This is a genomic window from Clostridioides sp. ZZV15-6598 (assembly GCF_020657705.1).
Classification (GTDB): domain Bacteria; phylum Bacillota; class Clostridia; order Peptostreptococcales; family Peptostreptococcaceae; genus Clostridioides; species Clostridioides difficile_F.
Genome location: NZ_JAGWCS010000010.1, coordinates 15,328 through 41,004, shown reverse-complemented (window position 1 = coordinate 41,004; position 25,677 = coordinate 15,328). Strand labels below are relative to the sequence as shown.

General features: G+C 29.9%; 24 protein-coding genes. 6 read left to right on the top strand and 18 right to left on the bottom strand.

The annotated features are described in order from the left end of the window. Positions 1 to 303 precede the first annotated feature (303 nt). From KGF50_RS03455 to KGF50_RS03445, 3 genes are all read right to left on the bottom strand, one after another. Complete coding sequence (locus tag KGF50_RS03455; protein ID WP_227846836.1) at positions 304 to 1,497, bottom strand: CoA transferase; 1,194 nt, start codon at positions 1,495 to 1,497, stop codon at positions 304 to 306. A 76-nt stretch (positions 1,498 to 1,573) separates the two neighbouring features. Next, the gene (locus tag KGF50_RS03450) at positions 1,574 to 2,836 is read right to left on the bottom strand and encodes an SLC13 family permease (protein WP_227846835.1); all 1,263 of its coding nucleotides are present in this window, start codon (positions 2,834 to 2,836) and stop codon (positions 1,574 to 1,576) included. 69 nt (positions 2,837 to 2,905) lie between these two features. Beyond that, positions 2,906 to 3,811, bottom strand: coding sequence for a hydroxymethylglutaryl-CoA lyase (locus tag KGF50_RS03445; protein WP_227846834.1), 906 nt, complete (start codon positions 3,809 to 3,811; stop codon positions 2,906 to 2,908). A 267-nt stretch (positions 3,812 to 4,078) separates the two neighbouring features. On the opposite strand from KGF50_RS03445, the gene KGF50_RS03440 reads away from it, so the two are divergent. Then, complete coding sequence (locus tag KGF50_RS03440; protein WP_227846833.1) at positions 4,079 to 5,083, top strand: substrate-binding domain-containing protein; 1,005 nt, start codon at positions 4,079 to 4,081, stop codon at positions 5,081 to 5,083. A 190-nt stretch (positions 5,084 to 5,273) separates the two neighbouring features. Here the strand turns inward: KGF50_RS03440 and KGF50_RS03435 are convergent, their stop codons facing one another. Further along, positions 5,274 to 5,993 carry a YebC/PmpR family DNA-binding transcriptional regulator gene (locus tag KGF50_RS03435; protein ID WP_227829661.1) on the bottom strand — a complete coding sequence of 240 codons (720 nt, stop codon included), beginning with the start codon at positions 5,991 to 5,993 and terminating at the stop codon, positions 5,274 to 5,276. An 82-nt stretch (positions 5,994 to 6,075) separates the two neighbouring features. Next, positions 6,076 to 6,831, bottom strand: coding sequence for an NAD(+) synthase (gene nadE / locus KGF50_RS03430; protein WP_227846832.1), 756 nt, complete (start codon positions 6,829 to 6,831; stop codon positions 6,076 to 6,078). Between the two features lie 177 nt (positions 6,832 to 7,008). Here nadE and KGF50_RS03425 point away from each other — a divergent pair, with 177 nt between their 5' ends. Both KGF50_RS03425 and KGF50_RS03420 read left to right on the top strand, forming a co-directional pair. Next, positions 7,009 to 7,395: a sulfite exporter TauE/SafE family protein gene (locus tag KGF50_RS03425; protein WP_227846831.1), complete on the top strand. Its 387-nt coding sequence runs from the start codon at positions 7,009 to 7,011 to the stop codon at positions 7,393 to 7,395. Continuing rightward, entirely contained in the window at positions 7,395 to 7,766 is a 372-nt protein-coding gene (locus tag KGF50_RS03420; RefSeq protein ID WP_227433382.1) for a sulfite exporter TauE/SafE family protein, read from the top strand. Before KGF50_RS03425 ends, KGF50_RS03420 begins: the two co-directional genes overlap by 1 nt. Before the next feature lie 118 nt (positions 7,767 to 7,884). Here the strand turns inward: KGF50_RS03420 and KGF50_RS03415 are convergent, their stop codons facing one another. The 4 genes from KGF50_RS03415 to hflX all read right to left on the bottom strand — a co-directional run bounded on the left by KGF50_RS03415 (position 7,885) and on the right by hflX (position 11,327). Continuing rightward, positions 7,885 to 8,529 carry a YigZ family protein gene (locus KGF50_RS03415; RefSeq protein ID WP_227846830.1) on the bottom strand — a complete coding sequence of 215 codons (645 nt, stop codon included), beginning with the start codon at positions 8,527 to 8,529 and terminating at the stop codon, positions 7,885 to 7,887. Positions 8,530 to 8,838: 309 nt separating this feature from the next. After that, positions 8,839 to 9,282 (bottom strand): NUDIX domain-containing protein, encoded by a 444-nt coding sequence (locus KGF50_RS03410; RefSeq protein ID WP_227433384.1) that lies wholly within the window; start codon positions 9,280 to 9,282, stop codon positions 8,839 to 8,841. Positions 9,283 to 9,367: 85 nt separating this feature from the next. Further along, on the bottom strand, positions 9,368 to 10,036 hold the full coding sequence (locus KGF50_RS03405) for a HEAT repeat domain-containing protein (RefSeq protein WP_227846829.1): 669 nt from the start codon (positions 10,034 to 10,036) through the stop codon (positions 9,368 to 9,370). 7 nt (positions 10,037 to 10,043) lie between these two features. Next, on the bottom strand, positions 10,044 to 11,327 hold the full coding sequence (gene hflX, locus KGF50_RS03400; protein ID WP_227829666.1) for a GTPase HflX: 1,284 nt from the start codon (positions 11,325 to 11,327) through the stop codon (positions 10,044 to 10,046). 208 nt (positions 11,328 to 11,535) lie between these two features. On the opposite strand from hflX, the gene KGF50_RS03395 reads away from it, so the two are divergent. Then, positions 11,536 to 11,796: a cysteine-rich small domain-containing protein gene (locus KGF50_RS03395; protein WP_227846828.1), complete on the top strand. Its 261-nt coding sequence runs from the start codon at positions 11,536 to 11,538 to the stop codon at positions 11,794 to 11,796. A gap of 107 nt (positions 11,797 to 11,903) precedes the next feature. Here KGF50_RS03395 and KGF50_RS03390 read toward each other — a convergent pair whose 3' ends face one another. The 3 genes from KGF50_RS03390 to KGF50_RS03380 all read right to left on the bottom strand — a co-directional run bounded on the left by KGF50_RS03390 (position 11,904) and on the right by KGF50_RS03380 (position 15,210). Continuing rightward, complete coding sequence (locus KGF50_RS03390; protein WP_227846827.1) at positions 11,904 to 12,545, bottom strand: TIGR01906 family membrane protein; 642 nt, start codon at positions 12,543 to 12,545, stop codon at positions 11,904 to 11,906. Between the two features lie 28 nt (positions 12,546 to 12,573). Further along, positions 12,574 to 14,124: an ABC-F family ATP-binding cassette domain-containing protein gene (locus tag KGF50_RS03385; RefSeq protein WP_227846826.1), complete on the bottom strand. Its 1,551-nt coding sequence runs from the start codon at positions 14,122 to 14,124 to the stop codon at positions 12,574 to 12,576. 201 nt (positions 14,125 to 14,325) lie between these two features. Next, on the bottom strand, positions 14,326 to 15,210 hold the full coding sequence (locus KGF50_RS03380) for an N-acetylmuramoyl-L-alanine amidase family protein (protein ID WP_227846825.1): 885 nt from the start codon (positions 15,208 to 15,210) through the stop codon (positions 14,326 to 14,328). Positions 15,211 to 15,437: 227 nt separating this feature from the next. Here KGF50_RS03380 and KGF50_RS03375 point away from each other — a divergent pair, with 227 nt between their 5' ends. Further along, the gene (locus KGF50_RS03375; RefSeq protein WP_227846824.1) at positions 15,438 to 16,445 is read left to right on the top strand and encodes a SpoIVB peptidase S55 domain-containing protein; all 1,008 of its coding nucleotides are present in this window, start codon (positions 15,438 to 15,440) and stop codon (positions 16,443 to 16,445) included. A gap of 260 nt (positions 16,446 to 16,705) precedes the next feature. On the opposite strand, the gene yunB is transcribed toward KGF50_RS03375, so the two are convergent. Next, the gene (gene yunB / locus KGF50_RS03370) at positions 16,706 to 17,404 is read right to left on the bottom strand and encodes a sporulation protein YunB (RefSeq protein ID WP_227433393.1); all 699 of its coding nucleotides are present in this window, start codon (positions 17,402 to 17,404) and stop codon (positions 16,706 to 16,708) included. A gap of 214 nt (positions 17,405 to 17,618) precedes the next feature. Between yunB and KGF50_RS03365 the strand changes: the two genes are divergently transcribed. Next, the gene (locus tag KGF50_RS03365; RefSeq protein ID WP_227846823.1) at positions 17,619 to 20,297 is read left to right on the top strand and encodes a transglycosylase domain-containing protein; all 2,679 of its coding nucleotides are present in this window, start codon (positions 17,619 to 17,621) and stop codon (positions 20,295 to 20,297) included. 473 nt (positions 20,298 to 20,770) lie between these two features. Here the strand turns inward: KGF50_RS03365 and KGF50_RS03360 are convergent, their stop codons facing one another. The 5 genes from KGF50_RS03360 to KGF50_RS03340 form a co-directional block, all read right to left on the bottom strand. Beyond that, the gene (locus KGF50_RS03360) at positions 20,771 to 21,970 is read right to left on the bottom strand and encodes a transposase (protein ID WP_227846822.1); all 1,200 of its coding nucleotides are present in this window, start codon (positions 21,968 to 21,970) and stop codon (positions 20,771 to 20,773) included. Further along, entirely contained in the window at positions 21,948 to 22,565 is a 618-nt protein-coding gene (locus tag KGF50_RS03355; RefSeq protein WP_227846821.1) for an IS607 family transposase, read from the bottom strand. Before KGF50_RS03355 ends, KGF50_RS03360 begins: the two co-directional genes overlap by 23 nt. Before the next feature lie 553 nt (positions 22,566 to 23,118). Next, positions 23,119 to 24,003, bottom strand: coding sequence for a DUF1177 domain-containing protein (locus KGF50_RS03350; RefSeq protein ID WP_227846820.1), 885 nt, complete (start codon positions 24,001 to 24,003; stop codon positions 23,119 to 23,121). A gap of 38 nt (positions 24,004 to 24,041) precedes the next feature. After that, the gene (locus KGF50_RS03345) at positions 24,042 to 25,187 is read right to left on the bottom strand and encodes a M20 family metallopeptidase (protein WP_227846819.1); all 1,146 of its coding nucleotides are present in this window, start codon (positions 25,185 to 25,187) and stop codon (positions 24,042 to 24,044) included. Between the two features lie 13 nt (positions 25,188 to 25,200). After that, the gene (locus KGF50_RS03340; RefSeq protein ID WP_227846818.1) at positions 25,201 to 25,665 is read right to left on the bottom strand and encodes a hypothetical protein; all 465 of its coding nucleotides are present in this window, start codon (positions 25,663 to 25,665) and stop codon (positions 25,201 to 25,203) included. Positions 25,666 to 25,677 lie beyond the last annotated feature (12 nt).

The following is a 25,677-nucleotide window of genomic DNA, read 5'->3' as shown; positions in this document are numbered from 1 at the left end:
TATAGTCTCATTTTTGATATTTTTATCAAAATAGTTTAAGTTGCATATCCATAAGTTCATTTACACTCTAATAAAGGGGTCTTTATTCAACATATAGGTAGTTTATTTTCTATTGATTTAAATTGTTAATACTTTAGTTTAGTACATCTATGTATCAGTTCTAATAGTATAAATTTTTTAACTAAAATAGGAAAAGCCACAAAGACTTAATGTCTAAATAGCTTTTCCTATCTTAAAAGTTCCTAATAGTTTTAGATTTGATTTATAATGTTGATTCAATCTTTTTTTGATATTATTCCAAAATTAAATAACTCCACTCTCTTTTAGTTCATTTATTTTTCCACCATCAAACCCAAGCCAGCTATTATAAATCTCCTCATTACTTTCACCTAAAGATGGTGCTGGCACATTAATTTTAGCCTTTGTTGTCATAAGCTTAACTGGATTTCCATTCACTTTCATATCTCCTATAATAGGATGTTTAATATCTACAATCATTTCTCTTGCCTTTGCAATATGCTCATTTGTTGTAACATGACCGAGGTCATATATAGGAGCAGCAGGAACTCCTGCTTTTGATATTAAATCAACAGCTTCTTCTATTGTATAGTTGATAGACCATTTTTCTATCTCTGGTTTGAGGGATGCATGGTTTTCACAACGCTTAAGATTTGTATTAAACCTTTCATCTATTAAAAGGTCTTCTCTAAAAAGAACCTTCTTACATAAATTTTCAAAAAGTTTATCATTACCACAACCTATTACAAAATTACCATCGCTTGCTTTAAAAGAATCATAAGGATAAGCTGAGGCATATCTATTTCCCATAAGTTCAGGTTGACCTGAATCAAAATATCTCTGTATGCCAGTTTCGAGAGATGATACAACAGAATCAACGAGGGAAACATCTACTCTTTGCCCTTTTCCTATTATCTTTCTAGCATTGAGTGCTGCAAGTATACCAATAGTTAAATTCATTCCACCCAATACATCTCCCATAGCATTACCTACTCTTGTCGGTTCTCCTCCTGCTGTACCTGTTATACTCATAAGACCACCCATTGCCTGTGCAATAATATCATAACCTGGGCGTTCTGAATATGGTCCATAACATCCAAACCCTGATACAGCTCCATAAATTATTTGATTATTAACTTTAGCCAGCTCATCATAACCTAGCCCTAGCTTTTCCATGACACCTGGTCTATAATTTTCTACTACAACATCAGCTTGCTTTACCATATCCAAAAATATCTTTTTGCCTTTCTCTGACTTAAGATTTAGAGTTATACCTTTTTTATTTCTATTTATATTTGCATAATATAGACTCTCTCCATTTACAAAAGGGCCAAAACCTCTTGTATCATCACCTTTTTTTGGCACTTCTATTTTTATAACATCAGCTCCAAAATCTGCCAACATCATTGTACAATATGGACCTGCAAGAACTCTTGTAAGGTCAAGTACTTTTATATTACTTAAAGCTCCTTTTTTCATGATTTCCCCTCCAAATTACATTATATTGATTAGTATTAAAAGTTAAACTTAATAATGTACTCTCTAGTTATTCTAATTAATGAATTAAGTGTGTTATTACATTAAAGAATAGTACTGATACTACTGCAATAACTAATAACCCAACTGCGCTCATAATGAAAAGTTGTACAAAAACCTTATTTTGCTCTTCTTTGTTAAAATCTTTCTTGCTTGAACCCATAGCTGCTAAAATCAATGCTCCACCAGTAGAAAGTGGACTTACTCCAGCAAGAGAACCTCCTACACCAACTGCTGCAATAAGTGCTACTGGATCTACACTTCCAACTGTCTTAGCTATATCAACACACATAGGCATCATGGTTGGATAAACTACGGCTAAAGCAGAACTAACCATAGACATAAGCCCTGCTGAAATACTCATAATTGGGGTAGCAGTTTTGCTATTCATTAATGATGACAATGCATTACTCATTAAATCAATTCCTCCTGCTGCATCTACGATTGTCATCATTGCACCTACTCCAAGCACCATCACTATCGTACTCCATGGAATTGCTTTGATGCATTCTCCATCTTCAGCAATATTGAAAAGAAGAAGTACAGCTGAAACTGAAAACGCTGCAAGTCCAACATTCATATCAAAGATTATGATAAGAGCAATCATAACCACTATACTTATCAGAGAAATTATCTGCTTTACATTAAATTTTTCTATTTCATTGCTATTTATAACATTTATAGGTTTTTTAAGTTTATATCCTTTAAAAATTATAAATAATACTATTGAAAATACAATTGTTGAAAGAGTCTGACAAGCTAAAACAGCAGGCATAACATTTTCAATTCCAACACTCTCGGCAACAGTTGTTATGATTTGACCTTCTGGAGTAATAGGAGTCATACGTCCTGCCATTAATCCACATTCACCTATAAGTGCAAGCATCACAGGATTATAACCAACAGTTATTGCTACAGGAACAGCCATTGCTGGAATAATTGCAAGTGCTGGGATTGCTCCAGGCCCAACACCAGCAACAACAAATCCTGCTATAAAAACCGCTATGGGTATAAGCCAAACACGTTTACCTGAAGCAGCTACAATTTTTTCAGCAACAAGTTTCAATGCTCCTGTTGAATTCACTATTGCAAAAAGTAGTGTTATACCAACAAGTGTAGTAAACATTGAGTTACTTATAGCTCCATAAAGATCTTTATCATCCATACCAAAAATTCTAACAGCTATAACACCAATAGCTAAAGCTAAAATACCTGCATTATTCTTACGTACAAATGCAATAATAATAACGCCTAAAAACAAAAGTAAAGCTATAACATCCATACTAATCCCCTCAATTCTTTTATTTATTTTATTAACCGATACGCTTTATTAATAGATATGTTTCGTTAATCAATAGGACTGACAATTAGAACTCTCAGACTTTATATTTACATGGTGACCACTATATACACCATTTACAAAACTCATCTGATACTTTGATAATTCAAGAAGTTTAACAAAATCAACGCCTGTATCATATCCCATACGCTCAAGCATGTACACTAAATCTTCAGTTGCAGTATTTCCAGATGCTCCAGGAGCAAAAGGACATCCTCCTAATCCACCAAGTGTAGACTGCACAGTGGTAATTCCGCATTCAATAGCTGCAAGAGTATTAACCATCCCCATATTTCTAGTGTCATGAATATGTACCTGCCATCTGCATTCTGGCAAAGCTTCAACTAGTGCACTAATAGTATCTCTTACTTGTTTAGGGTCAGCAATACCTATTGTATCTGCTAAGTTTATTTCTCTGATACCGTTTTCCCAAAGACGTTTAGCAAATGCTACGGCATCTTCAATTTTTGGCAACCCTTCAAAAGGACATCCAAATACAGTAGCCATTCCAATACATATATTCATGTCTGGATAAGTACTCATTATTTTTTTAAGCTCATCAATAGACTCTTCATGAGTACGATTTATATTTTTCTTGTTATGAGTTTCACTCAAAGAAATAACATAAGATATATTTCTTATACCACATTCCCATGCAACTTTAGCACCATATAAATTTGGAACTAATGCATAAAGTTTCACATCAGGATAATTTTTTACACAGTAAGTTGCTATTTCCTTTGCATCTTTCATCTGAGGTATTGCTTTTGGGCTTACAAATGAACTAATTTCAAGTTGTCTAATACCAGATGCAATAAGACCATCAATAATCTTAAGTTTTTTATCAGTATCTAAAAATTCCTTCAGATTTTGAAATCCATCTCTAGGACCAACTTCAAATATATTTACCTTACTCATTTCTTTTCCCCCTTTTTACAGTCACATAACAAGCTAGCATTGTATGCTCCTGCTTAACTTTGCTTAATTTAACTTAATTAATAAGCTTATTTAAGCATATTATAATCCTATAAACTGAATTCTGTCAACATAATAAGAAATTTTTTGAAATTTATTTATTCTAAACATGTAAAATATGCACGTTGTAGAATATTGTTCTTTAATTGAATATATGTTAAGATTATTGATATAAGCAAATTTAAGCAACTACTCAAGGAGGATTTTATAATGGCAACAATCAAAGATATTGCAAAGGACTGTGGCCTGTCTTCAGCAACTGTCTCGTATGTCTTAAGTGGTAAAGGAAATGAGCGTAGAATTCCACTACAGACACAAGAACTTGTATTAAATTCAGCAGATAAGCTTGGATATAAACGCTCTACCCCTATTAAACGTGACAATATTCAAATAGCATTTTATTGGCAAGATGCGGGATTTGAGTTGGCATCAACTAATATATTTCAAGCAATAAACCACATAGTTTCTTTAGAACATTTAAATATAAATATCATAATACGACCTTACAGTGTTGGCCATCTATGTGATGATGAATATCTTTTTTCAAATAATTATTATGATGGAGTTGTTTTAACAGGTATCAATGCTGATGACATAGAGTACCTATTAAAAAATAAACCTAAAATTCCTGTAGTTGTTGTAAATCGTGAAATACCTGGTTTTTCAAGTGTCTCTATTGACAATGAGGAAACTGGTCGTATAGCAGCTTTACATGCTATTCAAAATGGAAAAAATGATATTGCTGTTGTATTCAACCCAACTTCCTTCACATGCATGACCTTGCGAGGTAAATCTTTTTTAAAAACATGTAAAGAACATGGAATACATTTATCAGACTCTATATATTATTGTTCTAATAAAATAGATAGTGGATACGATATTGCTCAGAAAATGCTTGCAAAAAATTCACTAAAAAAAGTAATTTTCTGTAATCATGACGTAGTAGCTCTTGGTATGATGAATGCATTTAATGAATCGGGAATTGTAATTGGAGATGATGTTCAAATATTTGCAGCAAGTAATGGACCTGCACGATTAATGGCAAGAAGTATTCCTCCTTTGACAGTTATAGATTTGAAAATGGAAGAGACCGCAGAACGTAGTCTTAGGATGATTATTGATATAGTCACTGGTCGTATAAGTGGTATTCAGCAACAGATGATATACCCATCAATTATTTATAGACAATCAAGTCCTGCTCAGAACTTACTTTAAAATTTTTAACTTATAAATATTTTTAGATATATTCTATACACACAAAAACACCTCTAACCCATGTTTACATATTATTTATGCAAACATAGCTTAGAGGTGTATATGTTTATTTTAATAATTACTTATTTTATAGAATTTATCACATAGTAAAATTAATGTAATAATTACAAATCTCAATGTGATATAATATTTATTCTACTTCCCAGTTATGATATATATCTTGAACATCATCATCTTCTTCAAGCATATCAACTAATTTATTCATCATTTTAAGATGAGATTCTTCTGTTAAAACAGTTGTAGTCTGAGGTATCATCTTTACATCAGCAGATATAAATTCATACCCTTTTGCTTTTAATTCATCACGAACACTAGAAAAATCTTCTGGTGTAGTTATTATTTCATAACCATCTTCTTCTGTTATAAAGTCTTCAGCACCTGCTTCTAATGCAACATCCATTAATTCTTCCTCTGAAACGCCATCTCCTGCACCAACTAAGATTTGTCCTTTGTTATCAAACATAAAAGACACACATCCAGTAGTTCCTAGGTTTCCTCCGTTTTTATCAAAGTAGTATCTTACATTACCAGCAGTTCTATTTTTATTGTCAGTTAAAGTCTCTACTATAACAGCAACCCCACCAGGTCCATATCCTTCATAAACTATAGTTTCATAGTCTTCTCCAGCACCTGCACCTGCACCTTTAGCAACAGCTCTATCTATATTATCATTTGGCATATTATCTGCCTTAGCTTTTTCTATAGCTGTTTTTAATGCTGCATTATATTCTGGGTCTGCGCCACCTTCTTTAGCTGCAACTGCTATTGCTCTAGCATGTTTAGTAAATATTTTTGCTCTTTGAGCATCTTGTTTACCTTTTCTATTAATTATATTTCCTATACGTCCCATATTTCCACTCCTTAATACGTACAATTAATTATTCTAATTTTTATCACTTGTAAATTTTATCACAAATCTTGAAAATAGTAAATTAGAACTTAGGAGGTTGTGCAGGCGTTTTTCTCTTGTGTTCACTTATTCTATGAAGTCTTTCTATTATCTCTTGGTCTCTTTGAGGAACTTCATCTAATCTACCTTCTAATACAGCATCTATCATATTGTAAGTAGTTCCCATTTCATTTTCATCTGTTTGTCCTTCCCAAAGACCTGCTGAAGGAGCTTTATTTATTAAAGCTTCATGAACACCAAGTTCTTTTGCCCATTCATACACTTCAGCTTTAGTTAAATTTGCAATTGGTAAAATATCAACTCCACCATCACCAAACTTAGTAAAGTATCCAGTGTGTATTTCTGCAGCATTATCTGTACCAACAACTAAGTATCCTAAGTTGTTAGCAATTGTGTAAATAGTACTCATTCTTACTCTTGCTCTTAAATTTGCATCTGTCATTTTTAAATATTCTTCTCTATATAAATGTTTCTCTTTTAAATTTCCTACTACCATGTCTAATATAGCACTTTGTGGTTCTATAAGGTCTAAATCAAGATATTCTATATCACATCCTTCTATAACCTTAAGTGCATCTTCTCTATCTTGAGGATTACTTTTTATGCTCATTATAACTCCCATAGAGTTTTCCGGAAAAGCTTTTTTGATTAAGTTAGCAACTACTGCTGAATCAATTCCTCCAGATACACCAACAATTAATCCTTTTGCATTTGCCTCATTAACCTTATTTTTAAGCCATTCTACAGTTTTGTCTATTTGTATTTTTATATTTGACATTATTATCTCCTCTCAATTTACTACTTTGTATTAATATATTATACCATATATTAATATGTTGTTTTAACATGTTTTTTTTTATGCAAATTTAAGCAAAAATGAAGGATTATATTTAATATTATTTTATATAAATATAATTTGCCTATTTTGGTAAAACTATTTCAGAAGGTGGTTTTTATGAAAAATACTAATAACTTAAAGAAAAAATATTTTGATTTCAATATAAAAAATACGATAATTGGGGTATTTACAGGATTTATAAATGGAGTATTTGGCTCTGGAGGCGGTACTCTTTTAGTACCAATATTAAATGATATTGTGAAGGTAGAAGAACATAAGTCTCATGCAACAGCTCTTTCTATAATCATTTTCTTGACAACAGCAAGTTCTGTTTTGTATGTTTCTAAAGGAACTTACGACATTAACTTAACAATAAAAGTTGCAGCAGGAAGTATTATTGGCGGTATTATAGGAGCTAAATTACTAAATAAAGTTACTGGAAAGTTTCTTAGGATTTCTTTTGGATTAATCATGATAATTGCAGCATTAAGGATGGTGTTTTAATGTTATTTGCTTTAATTGGATTTTTTGCAGGAATTATTGGAGGAATGGGAATGGGTGGTGGAACTATTCTTATTCCTGCTCTCGTTTTACTTGCTGGTATAGATACTAAAATTGCACAGAGTGTCAACTTACTTTCATCCATACCTATGACTTTGATAGCATTAGCTATACATATCAAAAATAAAAACGTAATTTTCAAATTAGTTATCCCAATAGCTGTATTTGGAGTGTTAGGAGCTATATTTGGCTCATTATTAGCTAATTATTTATCTTCTGATATATTGAAGAAAATATTTGGAGTGTTTTTACTTTTAGTTGGTTTATTTGAAGTTAAAAAAGGATTCTGTGCAAAATCTGATAAAAGCCATTAAATTATTTCAATATAAATTAGTGGCTTTTATTTTCTATATAACTATTCTATTTTTATGCTTTTATCTTCTATATTGACATTCTACTTTTTTACTTTTAGCTTAAATTACAGCAGAATTTTTATAGTAAAATTTCTCCATCCTGTTCAGATAAATAAAATTCATCTCCCAAAACTATCTTACCTGTCCCACTTGTTATATCAATCATTTTCTCTGATAGTTTTTCAACATCTTCTAACTTTGAATATACTATTATCTCAACATTATCCTCATATATGGTATCTTTTATAAAATACCCTAAGTTCATCAACTCATTTTGTACTTTTCCAAGTTGAGTATAATCTATCTTAACTTTAACTTCTTGGTACATTACTTTACTAATTATTTTTCCAGATTCTAAGCCTAATTTAGCACCTTTTGTATAAGCTCTAACCAGACCACCTGCACCTAATTTTATACCACCAAAATACCTAGTAACAACAACTACTACATCTCTTAAATCCTCTTTTTTTATGACTTCTAATGTTGGTATACCTGCTGTTCCCTGTGGCTCTCCATCATCACTATACCTTTGTATATTCATGTTTTGTCCAACTGTATAAGCCCACACATTATGATTTGCATCCTTGTGCTTTTTCTTTATTTCATTTATAAATTCTACTGCTTCCTCTTCACTTTGTATAGGCTTAGCATATCCAATAAAAACAGATTTTTCAATTGTTATCTCATCCGTTCCAAATTCGTGTAATGTCCTATAATTACTCATTATAACTCCTCCTATTTTTGTCATTTGCTAAAATATATCTTTATTTATAAAAATTACTCCACTTAAAATGTAAATAGAATTTTTAGTATTCATTTTGTTAACATTATAAGTCAATTATATAATAAAATCACAAGATTTTTAATTTTTATTTTTAATATAATTCATTAAGACATAAATCAATATAATTTAGTAAAATAAAAAATAGTTTAGTAAAATAAAAATCAAATAAGCTATAAAGTATACATTTCTAAAGTATTCAACTAAAAAAGGAAGGGTATATCCCTTCCTCAAAATTCTATAAATTCACTACTAGTTTGCTGGAACATCATCGCCCTCTGAAACTAATTTCTTTAATTCTTTAAACTTTTTATAAGATACTTCAACTAAAGCTTGCTCTTTATGATGTGATAACATTTCTAAAGCATCTTTTATCTTGTAAAATCCACCTTCTTGGAATTCAGGAGCAAGTACACATTCAGTATTACAAGCTTCCATAACATACCACATTATCGCATTGCAAACTTCTTGTTGTCTACTTCTTGAGAAAAATTCATACATAGTATCGCCAGCTACATCTATCATTTTAGCATCTATGCCAGTTTCTACTTTAACTCTTTCAACAGCACTTTCATATGGAAGTCCTCCTCCAAGTATCTTTCCTTTTGGAAGTGTCCATTCACCTCTATCATTTTTTACAATAAGTACTTTATTAGCATAAAACACTACTCCACCTGCACAACGTCTTACTATCATTTGAAACCCCTCCCATTAATTTATTAATTATCTTGTTAAACTCCATAAATAAATCATTAAGTAAACAAATTACTTTAATAAAAAATCACTTTTTCAAATTTGATAATGCTTTAATGGCTTCATCATAAGCTCTAAGCACGTACTCTTTTTCAAAATTCCTATTCTTATCTTTTAACTGCTGTAAAATCTTTAAACTGTTTTCATCTCCTAATTTTGAAAGAGCTTTTGCACAATATTGTCTAGTTTGTGCATTTTTATCGTAGAGACCTTTTTGCAAAACTTCTCTACTACTTGGTGACTCAATCTTTCTTATTGCTGAATAAGTTATTCTTCTAATATCTGAGTGTCTGTGGTTTGTGAGCTGATGGAGTAACTTCAAAAATCTATCATCTTTTAGCTCACCTGTTGCCCAAATTAAAACAATCAAATCTTCAGCATTTTTTTCTACAAGGATTCTTTTGAAAACCTTTCTCTTAAAGTATACCATTTTTTCGTCATCTAAGCTATCCATAAAATCAAGTCTCTTAATTTTATCTAATTCTAAAAATTTATCTAAAATATCCTTAGATGCCTCAAAATCATCTTTTTGCATTTCTTTTATCTTCAACTTTGCTTGTATAAGTTGCTCACTTGCTTCAACATTTGAAATATTTCTAATTCTACTAATTTGAGATACTGTTTTAGATTCTTTGTAAAGAAGATAGGTTATAAAATAATCTTCAAGATTATCTATATTTTCCCAATTTATATCCATATCAAACCTATTTTTCTAATATGTACTCTCTATAGATATTAAAATCTTCTTCATCTAAATTTACATCTAATGTTATACCATTTTCCCCATACTCAAAATTCTCCACATTGTATTTATCTTTTATTCTACTAAATATATCACCTCTTTCATAAGGTAACATCAAACTTACTGAATAAGTATTTTCCATTAAAGCAATTTCTATCATATTTAATAGCTTATCCATATTTATGCCTTGTTTTGCAGATATATACACAATATCTTCTTGACTCTTAGGATATATATCTAACTCTAGCTTATCTACTTTATTGTATACAAGTATATGTTTTTTATCATTTGCACCAAGTTCTTTTAATACACCTTCAGTTGTACTTTTTTGCAATTCATAACTAGTATTTGTTGTGTCAATTACATGTAAAATTAAATCTGCATATTGTACTTCTTCTAGTGTAGCCTTAAATGCCTCTACTAAATCGTGGGGAAGTTTACTGACAAATCCAACAGTATCTACTACTAAAAATTCTTTCTTGTTTGGCAAAAGAGCTTTTCTTAAAGTTACATCTAAAGTTGCAAAAAGCATATCTTTTACAAAAACTTCTTTTTCTTGTTCATAATCCTTGTGTGTCTTTATTAATTCGTTTAGTAAGGTCGATTTTCCTGCATTTGTATACCCAACAAGTGCTACAATTGGTATATTTGATTTTAAACGCTTAACTCTTTGTGTCTCTCTATTCTTTTTTACCTCTTTAAGTTCACGTCTTATATCCGCTGCTTTATTAAGTATATGTCTTTTATCTACTTCTAGTTTTTGTTCACCAGGCCCTCTAGTTCCAATTCCTGCACCTGTTCTACTCATCTCACCACCCATTCCATAAAGTCGTGGTAATCTGTATTTTAATTGTGCTAATTCAACCTGTAATTTACCTTCTTTACTAAGTGCTCTTTGAGCAAATATATCTAAAATTAAGGTAGTTCTATCTATTACTTTTTTTCCAACAACATTTTCAATATTCCTAATTTGAGCGCCAGATAATTCATCATTAAAAATTACTAAAGTAGCATCTAATGATTCACTATATGCTCTTATTTCTTCTACCTTACCTTTGCCTATATAATAAGCTGCATCAACAGCTTGCTTATTTTGAATTAAGCTACCTACAACCTCTGCTCCAGCAGCTTTTGCTAATTCTTTTAGTTCTTCCATGGATTCATTTGTGTCTATATCATCACTTTTTTTAATTATTGTTGTCAAATTTAGACCTACAAGAAGTGCTCTTTCTTGAATTTCTTTCACTTAATCACCTCATTTTTTGTTATAAAGCATAATATAATTGTATTAAACATTTACATTATTTCTCTGTTGACTAATTATACCATTAATAATATGATTAATAATACTATATTATCAACTATTAATAAAAATATTTAGTATAATTATATTATCACCAAAATCTTATATAGTTATAAAAGATTTGATACTTTATTTAAATTAGGAGGAAAAGATGGGCGAAAATTATAAATTTTTTAATCACAAAGATTGTGAGTTTTTCCCTTGTCATAAAACTAATAAGCCAGAAGAATTTAACTGTTTATTTTGCTACTGTCCTTTATATGCTTTAGGGGAAAATTGTGGCGGAAACTTTAAGTACACAGATAAAGGCATTAAAGATTGCAGTAGTTGTATGCTACCTCATAAAAAAGATAATTATAATTATATTATGGGAAAATTTAAAGATTTAGTTAAAATCACTAGTAAAAAATAATTTTTCATTAAAAATAGCTATGCATAAATATTTTTTGACTACTTTTAGTCTAAATCATATTACATAGCTATTTTTATTGTTTAAGTTTTAATTTATATCATTCTACCTTATATCTTTCTACTTTGAAATAATTTACATAATTTGTACATTGCGAAAAGCAATATACTTACTGCAAAAATCAATATCAAAATCATCATTCCAGCATGAAAGAAAAATTCTTCTGGAAGCATATTTATAACTGGGTCTAAATCAGGATTAAATATCCAATAATCATTTCTAAATAATAATTTATGAAAAATAATAAATGATTTTTCAAAATTCAACAAAATAGGAAGTGCCAACACTACTGGCATGATTATCAATGTCATTGATGTAGTTTTTAGTAATTTTATATTTTTATTTTTTATACTTAATATAATTCCTACCAAAGAAATTATCATTAATAACTTAGCTAATTTATTTATATTTTGAAATATATTTCTCACTTCTTCAAAATGTATTTTCCCTTCTGGAGAAGATTCTATTGTTGGTAACTTAAACTCAGATACATCCTTGCTTAGATTGTAATCTATTAAATAATCATAATTTAATTTTATATTATCTTTAGATAAACCAGATAACTCCGATATGTTTAAATAATCAATATCAAAATAATAAAGTTGCTTAAATCCAACAGTAAAATTAATAGCACCTACTATTACCACCAAACTTATACACACTGAAAAAATTATATTTAGAAACTTTTTCATGAAATCCCCCCAGTAACAAATTAATTGCCTAAACGATTTTAGTAGTGAAATCCTCTATATTCCATACATCATCGACAATTTCTGAATAGAATTCTGGCTCATGACATACTAAAAGAACTGTACCTTTAAATTCTTTTATAGCTTTCTTTAATTCGTCTTTTGCATCTACATCTAAGTGGTTTGTAGGCTCGTCTAGTACTAAGAAATTTATATTTTTTAACATAACTTTACAAAGTCTAACCTTAGCAGCTTCTCCTCCACTTAATACTCTCATTTGACTAGTTATATGTTCATTAGTAAGTCCACATTTTGCAAGGACTTGTCTAACTTCAAAATTCGTAAGACCAGGGAATTCACTCCAAACTTCATCCATAGGTGTATTATTATTTTCTTTTGAACTCTCTTGTTCAAAATATCCAACTTCTAAATAGTCTCCCAGTCTGACATTTCCACCAAATGGTTTTATTATTCCAAGTAATGTCTTTAATAATGTAGACTTCCCAATACCATTCATCCCTTTTAAAGCAATCTTCTTTCCTCTTTCTAATTGGAAGTTAAGTGGCTTTGTTAATGCTTCATCATATCCTAAAACTAAGTTTTCTGTTTCAAAAATTATTTTACTTGCTGCTCTGGCATCTTTAAAAGAAAAAGTAGGTTTTATCTTTTCCTTTGGTCTTTCTAGTATTTCCATCTTATCTAGTTGTTTTTGTCTACTATTAGCCATCCCTCTTGTTGCAACTCTAGCTTTATTTCTGGCTACAAAGTCTTCTAATCTCTTTCTTTCTTCAACTTGTTTATCATAAGCTTGCTCTTCTTGACGTTTCTTTATATCATTAAGTCTTACAAATTCATCATAATTACCTTTATATCTATTTAACTCACCATTTTCCATATGATATATTACATTACAAGTATTATTTATAAAGTCAATATCATGCGATACTAGAACAAAACTGTTTTCATATTCTTGAAGATATCTAGTAAGCCATGTTATATGTTCCTCATCTAAATAGTTTGTAGGCTCGTCTAGAATAAGAATAGTTGGATTTTCAAGTAAAAGTTTAGTAAGAAGTACTTTTGTTCTTTGACCTCCACTTAAATCAGTTACATCCTTATCAAGACCAATTTCTCCAAGACCAAGACCATTTGCAACTTCTTGTATCTTTGCATCTATCATATAAAAACCACTATTTTCAAGTATAGTTTGTATTTCTGCTGTTTCTTCAAGAAGCTTACTCATCTCATCATCGCTAGCTTCTCCCATCTTGTCGTACATAGCAATCATTTCTTGCTCTAAATCAAACATATGCTTAAAAGCTTCTCTAAGCACTTCTCTTATACTTTTACCTTTACTTAATACTGTATGTTGGTCTAAGTAACCTACTGTAGCTCTTGAAGACCATTTTATATTTCCAGCATCAGGCATAAGTTTTTTCGTTATTATATTTAAAAAACTCGATTTTCCTTCTCCATTAGCGCCAACTAGTGCAATATGTTCACCTTTTCTAAGTCTAAAGGATACATTCTCTAATATTGTTCTTGCACCAAATCCGTGACTTACGTTTTCTACTACTAGCATTTTAACACCTCTCAAAAAAATTTTACACATTCTATACTATAATATATTCTTTTGAAACTTAAATCAAGTATTACCAATATTTTTAGTTATATTTACAATAATTTAACTGAGAATAAACTTTATCACTATATTATGTAAAATAAAAAATAGAGATAAAAATTAGGAAAATAGTACCATCCCAATTTTTTCTCTATTTACATTTTATTTAAAATATTCATCTAATCCATCTGCTACACATTGCATCATTTTTCTTTGATATTCTGGATTTGACATCATTTGGTCTTCATTATAATTGCTCATAAATCCCATCTCTACTAATACAGCTGGCACTTTTGACCAGTTAAATCCAGTCAAATCTCCTCTTTGAACAATTCCATTTATCTGTATTCCAGCTTGTTCCATGTTTGTTTTGATAAATTCTGCACATCTATTACTATCTTCATATATAGGAGCTGTATATTTTCCATCCTTTTCAGGAACTAATATAGATGCACCAGTTTTTGAAGAATTATTTAAACTATCTGCATGTATTCTTACAACCATATCAGCTTTTTTCTCATTAGCAAGTATCGCTCTTTCTGAGTTACTTATATTTACATCATGTGTTTCTCTAGTCATTATTACATTATAACCTTTAGATTCTAATATATTTTTTAAAACTACAGATGCTTCAAGATTTAAAACATACTCTGCTTTCTTTGTAGCTATACCTTCTGTTCCTGAAGATACTCTTGCTTTTTGAGATGAAGAACCTGGAGCTACTGGCTCTAAATTACTATCTCCTTTTCCTTGATGTCCTGGGTCTATACAAATTAAAAACTTTTTATTTTTTTGAGTTTCTGTTTTACTATCTGATTTATTATCCTCTGATTTATTATCATTTTTGCTTTTTGAATTTGATTTATTTTCATCTTTATCTTTTATATTTTTATTTGAATCTTTATCTTTATCTGTTTTTTCATTTTTAGTAGTACCTGAATTAATTAAATTTGTTGTCTTGTAAAAATTGGTAACTGGATTTGATGTTCCTATAATTATAATTCCCATGGCAATTATACAAGTAACTAACAATCTATATTTTTTCATCTTTTGCTCCTTTCAATGATAGACAGCTATTATCTATTTTAAATTTATATGAATATGTATCTATTTTATCATATACCTTGTTTATTTTATTTATTTTTATGAAAACAAAGGTGTTATTGCGTCAGTTTTCCAAGCATCAAAAACTGATTCTTGAGCAACATAATATTGAAGCAGCAAGAAAATTTCAATTTTATTATTAAAATATTTTAATAAGAAAGAGGTGTTCTATGCAATTTAAAAATTTTTATTTTAAAAATAAAGCTTTAAATAAAAGAAGTAACTTAGCTAAGTCTAAATTTACAATTGTTTTAACATTTTTATTTTTATTATATTTTTTCTCAAATAATTTAATTTATGCACAAAATTTACAAAAAAGTGAACCTGAATATTTAATACCTATAGGAAATGTTCTTCAAATTGATGCAGAACTAAAAAATATCATTGTTAGAAGTCCTGGTGAAGCATCTCCATTTAGATTAGGTGATGCTATAATCAAGGTAAATAATATAGAAGTTGATGGATATAGTGATTTTGCTAATACACTAAATGCTTTACCTGAAGAAAAACCAGTCTCTATCTTATTAAATAGAAGTGGTCAACTTTTAACAATGAAAACAACTAAACACATATTAGAAAAAATTAGTTTTAATAACTTGCTTTCTGGATTTGCTACCTTAACTTATATCAATCCAGAAACATCAGAATTTGGTGCTGTAGGTCATCCAATAAGTGTTGGTAGTTCAAGAAAAATACCTATAAAATCAGGTTCAATTTCTACAACTAAACATCTTGATATAGAAAAATCTTATCGAGGTAGTGTTGGATGTATAAATGCAAAAAGAGAAAATATTATTGGTAGTTTTACAGAAAACACTGATTTTGGAATAAGAGGTCAAATTAATAATTTTGATATTTCTAGCTTAAAAAAATATAAAGTAGCTTCATTAGATGAAGTTAAATTAGGAAAAGCTCAAATAATTTTACAAAACAACTCTAATGAATGTAAAAAATATAATATTGAAATTATAGATATAGAAAACCAAAACCATCCTGAGAGTAAAAGTTTTAAAATTAAAATCACTGACAAAAACCTTTTATCTCAAACTGGTGGTATTGTACAAGGTATGAGTGGTACTCCAATAGTACAAGATGATAAAATAATAGGAGCAGTCTCTCATGCCATTGAAAATGACCCAGCTGTTGGTTATGGTGTATTTATTAAATGGATGCTCTAGATAATAAATATTATAAGTAATTTGTAAACTCTAAAACATCACTAAATAAATGTTAATAATATATTTGGTCTGAAGATATATTCCTTCACTCTACAGACCAAATATATTAAATATTTTACATACTTTAAAGTATAAATTTTTATTACAATTATATTAGCTTTTATTACAACTCTATTAATTATTATTTACTACTTATTATTTACAAAATTTTTATTTATAAACTATTATTTCAAATTTATTAAAAAATAAATATCACTATATTACTTGTTAGCATTTTTTCCAGTGTTAGGTAAAACATTCCCAAGGTTCTTTTCAGGTATATTTACATAACTTTCTGGAACATCACCTACTATTATAGTCTCACAGATAGGTATCTGAGCTTTAATTTGTTTTGTTGAAGTTATAAGTGGGATTACAACTTTTACTTGTGTTTGAGCTTCTAAATATATTCTATGTCTTGTTTGATTTATGCCGGAAGACTCAAATTCTGTTTTAAAGTTTACTGATACTGTTCCTATAGGTTCAATAGATACTTCAAGTTTAGGACCGTATTTAGCTAATATAGGACTTCCTAATGCTGTTCCTATAGGTATGTAAGAATCTGCTGTTTTACCTTTTTTTAATTCATCTTGTATTTCTAAAGCTATTGCAGATGCAATCTCATTCATCATAATAGTATTTGCTTGTATCATAGTTATTTTTCCATTATTATCAAGCTGTATATCCATTAAATCTTCATAATTTATTTTTCCTTCTACCATTTCAGCAACAGCTTTATTTATAGACCTGTTTGCCAATTCAAGAGCTTTTGTTTCTGCTAAAACTGTAATTGTTGGTCTTAAACTTTTATCTATATATATAAAACTGCCTATAAATACAGACAAGAAAAGAATTAACAAGAAGATAGCTACAATTTTTCTAAATTCATTTTTCTTTTTTCTATCTACTATCCTATTCAAAATTATCGCCTCCTATTTATTTATATGTAACTTTGGCATAATTTTTATAATATTTGTCAAAAATAAATAAATAAAAATATAGACTTATTAATACATTTTGTTTATACATATCTACAATGTACAGAATATTATAGCAAATTCATTTTTTCTATTAATTACAAAATTACTCCTATTTGTGTTATAATATTGCATTAAGTAAGGAGGTTAAAATCTTATGAATAACGATAATGATAAAAATGGAAATAAAATAAGAAGAAAAAAGGTTAGCTCATCTAGTAGCTCAAATAAACCAGTTAATAGAAATTCAGCTAACAAAACTCATTCAACTAAAAGCAAGAAGAAATCTAAAAAAAGCGATAAATTTAAAAAACTAAGAGTATTTGGTATAGTATTTTTAGTTTTATTAGTTGTTGGTGCAGCAGGTACTGCTGGATTAGTATTTGCATCATTAAGAGATGTGTCTCCAGTTACAGAAGCTGTTTTAGACAAGCAAACTAACCAAACAACTACAATTAAATACGCTAATGGAAAAACATTATCTACTGCTCCAAGTGTAAATAAGAAGACACCCGTTCCATTAGATAAAATTTCACCTCATCTTCAGCATGCAGTAGTTGCAATAGAAGATGAACGTTTTTATGAACACAAGGGTGTTGACATTAGAGGTTTATTTAGATCAGTATTAAAAACTCTTACAGGTACCAAACAAGGTGGTAGTACTATTCCTATGCAGGTATCTAAGATGCTGTTGACTACTGAGCAACAAACTATACCTCGTAAAATAAAAGATATTTATTATGCATATGAGATGAGTAAGACAGTAAGTAAAGACAAAATATTAGAAACTTATTTAAATAACTTTTTCGTTGGTAGAGGTCTAGCAGGAGCTGAGGCTGGTGCACGTGGTTATTTTGATAAGTCTGCAGCTGACCTTACTATAGCTGAATCAGCACTTCTTGCTGGTTCAACTAAAAATCCATCTAGGTTTTCAGCTTACAAAACTTCTAAATTGGATGGAAGTGAAACTAAGAGTGACTTAGAGAATAAATTATTATTTTTTGTTAATACAACTGATGATAATTTAGATGACCCAACTCAAGTAGACTTTGATATGATTGAAAAATTAAAGACTTGGGAACTTATATCTAATGATACTTATAGACAGCTAAAAGCAGGTACATTAGTAGTTAGAAAAGCTGAAAGTAATCCTGAAGCTAAGAAAAGACAAGAAATTGTTCTAAAGAAAATGTTAGACCTAGGATATATAAAACAAAAAGAATATGACGAGGCAATTAATGCTAAGATAGAAATAAAATTACCTAAATCAGCAGATAAAGTTTCTTCATCTGTAGAAGACCTTATTGAAAGTGAAGTTATAAATGCCCTAATGGAACAAGGTCATACAAATGATGAAGCTCAAAACTTATTCTACAATGGTGGTTTAATTGTAAATACAACTATAGACCCTAAAATGCAAGATGCTTTAGAAGAAGAATTTGATAGAAATAGCAATTTCCCAGGACATATGGTTGGACCTGATGGAGTTAGCCAGCCTCAGGCGTCAATGGTAATTTTAGATTACAAAAATGGTGAAATAAGAGCACTAGCTGGAGGCCGAAACATAAGTGGCAGAAAAACTTTAAATCGTGCTACTAGCCCTCATCAGCCAGGTTCTTCTATAAAACCTTTAGCAATTTATACACCAGCTATTGATACTTTAAAGATTACACAATCAACTGCTCTAAATGATGTTAGAGGAGGATATAAATTCAAAAAAAATAATGAGTGGAATCCAAGAACTACTACTAGTGGTCATGGTTCTATGAGTTTACGTAAAGCACTTGCTAAATCTTCAAATACAATAGCAGTTAAAACTGCTGAAATGCTTGGAGATTCTTACGATGAATGTATAGATATAATGATGGACTACTTAAAGAACTTTGGTATAACAACTGTTAAAAATAGCCAAACAGGAGCAACTGATAGACAGTTCCCAGCATTAACACTTGGTGGTATGGCAAGTGGTATTACTCCACTTCAGATGGCTGCTGCTTATGGTACATTAGCAAATCAAGGCGTTTATGTAGAACCATCTATTTACACTACTATAACTACTTTTGATGGTCAATTGTTAGTTAAAAACGCTCCTGAGGAGCATAAAGTTGTAGACCCAGAAGTAGCTTATGTTGTTACAGATATGTTAGAAAGTGTAATTACTGAAGGTACAGGTGGTGTTGCATCACTTCCAAAAGGAATGCCTGTTGCAGGTAAAACTGGTACTACAAATAGCGCATTTGATGCTTGGTTTGTTGGTTATACACCTTATTATGTAGGAGCAACATACATTGGAGATGATGCTGGTAGAAAAGATGATGCTGGTAACACTATAAAACGTAGAGATGTTCCACATGGAAGTACTAGTACAGCAAAACTTTGGCAAAAAATTATGGCAAAAATACATGCAAATTTAACAGTTACTGAATTTGAAGTTCCTAAAAATGTATATTTTACAAAAATTAATTTAGAAGATGGAGGAAAGCAATCTTCTGGCTCTAAAGCAGCATTTATTGAAGGTACTGCTCCTTCTAGAGTAAGTTCTCAACCATCTACTGAAGATACAAAGAAACCAGATAATAATCAACAAGAAGAAGAGAACAATAATAACAACAATAATTCAGGTAATAATGGTGGTGGCTCTACTCCTCCTGATAATGGTGGAAATAATGGTGGTGGTACTACTAACCCTCCTGACAATGGTGGTAATAGTGGTGGTACTACTACTCCTCCTGATAATGGTGGTAACAGTGGTGGCACTACTAACCCTCCTGATAATGGTGGTAATAGTGGCGGTACTGTCACCCCTCCTGATGGTGGTGGAAATACAACACCTTAGTTTAACAAAAGATTATATTTAAATATTAATAAATAATTAAATTTTAAACAAAAATATAAGGAGTTGCCTCAAAGTGATTTTTAAAAATCATCAATGAGGCACTCCTTTTTTAGTAATTATAATCAAGATGTGTGTTTTTTAATAATATTTATGTATTACAAATTATATAAACTTTATATTTTTTGCTTATTGTATACCAAAAGTCTGGAATGTGTTCAATTTACCATATCTTTTGATAAGTATATCCGATACGAAAAACATATACAAATTTATATAAATATATCTACTTGTCTACATCTTTACTGTAAGTTGTCTTATACCTAAAAGGCTTTCAACTTAACTTTTCCTACTTCAACGTGTCCTATTTTGAATATCCGAAGATAATCTACTTTAGTTTGATATAACACTTCATAGGCTTAAATTCCCCAGTATCGATGGGTACACGTTTAAGGTTTCTTTTAATGTGAAAGCTCTTAAACTGAATAATTTGCTAAATTAATACTTGCATTATAATCTCTATCAATAGATATTCCACAATTATCACATTTGTAAATTCTATCACTTAGTTTTAAATCTTTTTTAATATTTTCACAACAAGAACACTTTTTACTACTTGGAAAGAATTTATTAACTTCTATAAATTCAATACCATATTTTTTACACTTGTATTGAATTTGTCTTTTAAATTCATATAATTTTTGTTGTTGAATAGCTTTAGATAAATGTTTGTTTTTCATTATACCTTTTATGTTCAAAGTTTCCATTACTATTCTGAAAGGTTTGGTTTTCACAATTTCAGAACTTGTTTGATGTAAATGGTTATTAGGAATATTTGTAAGTCTACGGTAAATTCCTTGAACAACTTTAAGTTGTTTTTGATAGTTTTTACACTCTCTAAGTGGACGAATATATTCAAAAGACTTCAATCTTCCTTTTTTATCTCCACTTTTATAATAGATTTTATTAATCATATTATTTTCCTTCATACGTGAAAAACTTCTTAATTCCCTTTTAAGTTTCTTTTCAAGTCTTTTAACTTCCTTACCTTTATTAATATTTTTATAAGTTTCACCATTTGAACATATAGCTAAATCCTTTATTCCAACATCAATTCCTAGTGATATATTTGTAAGTTGATATGTTTCTTCCTCAATTTCAATACTAAAATATAAACACCAATACTTTCCGTCATACTTAATATGGGGATTACTATATTTATCTTTTACTTTTGGTAACATCTCAGAAGTTTCAACTATTCCTATTTTTTCTCCTCTAAAATGAAATCCATCAATTCTTTTTAAAGATTCATAATTTACATAAAAACTTGGAGTAGATTTATGTTTTGATTTAAATTTTGGTTTGTCAGCAAGTTTTTTAAAGTATTTAGTGTAGGCATCTTTTGCATCCTTAACACCTTGCTTCATTACATTACTTCCAACCTCTTTTAACCATGCATGAGTAGTAGGTTTTAATACATTATTAATGTATTTTCTTACCTCCCCATCACCTATAAATTTTTTTCCTGTTTTATTATTATCTAAATATGATTGATATGTTTCATTTTGAGTAGCTATAAAGTAATTATATGACCATCTAGCTACACCAGCTGATTTCCAAAATAACATTTCTTGTTCTTTTGTGGGTTTTAATCTAATCTTTTTCCCTATTATCAATGCTTTTCACCTCATCAATCAAACGTTTAGTTTTTTTAGAACGTGAACCATATAATCTATTGGCAAATACTGTGATAATTTGAACCAAATCATCAGTTAATTCTTCTTCTTTAGATTTCTCACTATGGTCTACAATTTCTATTTCAACACTGTTAATTTCACAAAGATATTCGATAAGTTCAAAACCAAATTGTACTAACCTATCCTTATATAGAATTACGATTTTGCTTACTTCTCTATTATTTATCTTATCTATTAACTGTTGCAAACCTTTTTTCTTATAATTAATGCCACTACCTACGTCTTTAATAATCTCAAATTCATATCCTTTGGCATACATATAAGTTTTAAGATTTTCAACTTGTGTTTCTAAATCATCCTTTTGAGATGGCGTACTAACACGACAATATCCAACTACAATGCGTTTTAATTCTGACTTTTGATTAAATTCTCTAAGTTGTTCAGTTGAATAGTATCTTGTACCACCTTCTGAAACATAATAAGGCTTTAACCTTCCATCAACTTCCATTCTTCTTAATGTTCTTGGATGAACACTAACTTTTTTAGCAAACTTTCCAATGGACATTAATTCCATATGTACCACCTCCTTGTATTAATTATATTTTAATACAAATCAGCTAATTTATCTATATATTCTAAATTTGTCTACATTTTTCTCATTCACATTAAAACGCAACTTTTAATGCAGTCTTTCTCTCACAAGTAGACCTCTTATGCTTTCACATAAGCGTAGACTATATCTTCATCTTATCCTCTGATAAGAGCCACATTTTTCTTCCACCATTAGCTTGTGGTTTTACTCTCCCTCAAGGAGATAGTCGTTGAAGGTTCTCCATATCTAAGACTTAGGAGTTTCCCTGCTAAACATCCATTGCATTAGCACTTAGGACTATCACATAAAATTGATAGCTTTTATTTCACCATATGCCATCTCAATTATTTTTTCCGCTTTCGCACCTTTACATATGCCATTTCTAGCTTTGCTTTGGTCATTGAGCTTTAGGAGTTAAAAGCAATTAACGTGGAGTTCGCACCAATTACTTGATACGAAGGGCTTACTGTTTATCTATATTTTATCTGTATTTTTGTATAAATTTATATACATTTGTATAGATTTTTATTAACAGTTATATTACCCACTCTTCCTTATCATAAAAATCACACTTATTTGCACCAAATAATTTGGCAACTTCAATTGCAAATCTACCAGCTGACTCTAAATCACTAAAATGAGTTGCACCTGTAGCACATCCAGCAACAGGCATTTCTGTAGTAATTGCTACTCCAACTACTGGAGAATTTGTAGCAACTGCTGGCTGTAAAATACTATTCAAGTGATACAAGTCATTTCCATATGGTGTTATATCTTGAATTGATAAAGGAAATACAAATGGAGATTTTCCAGTTACAGTCTGTATAATATCTAAAAGATCATCGCTAGTTTTCAATATATACCCTTCTTTGACAGTTGGTGATATTGCAAATCCTCTAGTATTGATTATTCTATTACCTTTAGTAGTATCGATTGAAAGTATTGCATCACAACTACTGTCAACTTCATTTTCATTCATAGTTATCATATCTATTGGTGAATCCATAAAAGGTGTAGGATAATGTTCTTTAGTTGGAGCATCTGGACAAATATGAGTGGAAATTACAATATCGCCTTCTAATGCATCTCCTTTTCGTTGCATATCTAAAAGTTTCGCTGCTACTGAAATTGCTACCAATGCTCCATCACCATCTGAAACAAAACCGATTACCTCTGGTCTTGCTCCAATACCTCCAAGTCTGCCTAAAATACCAAGAGTAGGAGCATTTCCTCCATTTAATTTACCATTCTTACCAGCAATTGTAAGCTTAACCAAATCTGTAGAACCTTTATTTGATGATAGCTTTTTTACCATTATCTTTTCTCCACCATAGCTTTGTAAGTATGTCTTTACTTCTTCTCCACTTGCAGTTGATTTGTCTAAAATATCATAAACCTCTAATACTTGTTTTAATATCATATTTAATGTCCTTTCTTCATGTATTTTTTAGTAATACATTATTTACTGTACAAAACATCTACACCACACATTGCTAGTACTTTAATTGCTTTTATAAGTGCTATTTTTCCTTCTTCGCCACCAGCAGCTACAGCAAATTCTTCTGTATGAGTTGCAGTGTTTTCTTTTAATTTGATATATGCTTGTATTGCAGGTATTTCATGAGTTAAATTTCCAGTATCGGTTGAACCAATACCTTGTGTTAAATCTCTTTCAATATAATCTTCACCTAATACTTCAAAATTTTCTCTAACTATATTTACTAATCTTGAATCATTTTTTATTTCTTTATATATCTCATCTAATTGAATTACTTCTACACTAGTTCCTGTAGAAATTGCAGCTCCCTTAGCACAATTTTTAAGCATATCACAAATTTCATTTAGGTATTCTATACTTAATGCTCTTACATTAAATATAGCTGTAGATTTTTCAGGAATTATGTTATGTATACTCCCTCCATCAGTTATAATTCCATGTACTCTTGCATAATCTTTAAGATGTAATCTCATGCTATTTACACTATTGAACAGTGCTATTACTCCACTTAATGCACTTCTTCCTTTCCAAGGATAAGCAGCAGCATGAGAAGCTTTTCCACTAAAATCAAATTTTAAATTAACTTGAGCAAATGATATATCATCAGGTATTGAAGCATCACATGGATGTAAAATTAATGCAGCATCTACATCTTTAAAAACTCCTTCTCTAATCATAGTTATCTTTCCACCTACTCTTTCTTCTGCAGGTGTTCCAAACACTTTTACAGTTCCTTCTATATCATATTTTTTTATAACTTCTTTTAAAATAATACCCGCTCCAACAGAACTTGTACCTATTATATTATGTCCACAAGCATGTCCCATACCTGGAAGTGCATCATATTCAGCTAGAAAAGCCACTGTCTTTCCACCAGTTCCATTTGAGTAGACTGCCTCAAAAGATGTTTCTAATCCTCCTACACCCTTTGTCACATTAAATCCCTTTTCTTCTAATAAATCACATAATGCTTTTTGTGATTTAAATTCTTCAAATGCTAATTCTGGATTTTCAAATAGAGATTTAGATACCTTTTCAAATGATGCTTTTTTCTCATCAGATAACAACTTTATATCTTCTTTGATTTTTAATTTTAATTCTTCCATACTTACTACCTCCTTAAATCATTCCATTTATTTTTAGAACTGTTTGAGATATAAAAGCAGAACCAAAATAAGTAGATGTCATAACTATAAATGATATAACTACTAGCTTCCAGCTCAAAGTCTTTAATATGTCTAATTGGTTACCTACAGAAATTCCTGCAAAAGCTAATAATGGTGTTACTGTAGACATAAAATTGATTTTTCCTATATTACTTGCTATAAAATCTCCAACTGGTGATATTGGAAGTGATAATGCAAACGCAACTAAAGTAGCCCATGCAAAACCTGGTAAATTTGGTCTCTTAACAAAATTCTTTATTACAATAGCAATTATTACTAATATAAACCCAAATATACTTCCAATCAACAAATCTTTAGCCTGTGTTTTAAGTGCTATAGCCTGTCCAAAGCAAATAATAATATATATGAACATTACTATTTTTATCTGTTCCATAATAGTCTTCAAAGTCTTTTCCATCTATACACCCTC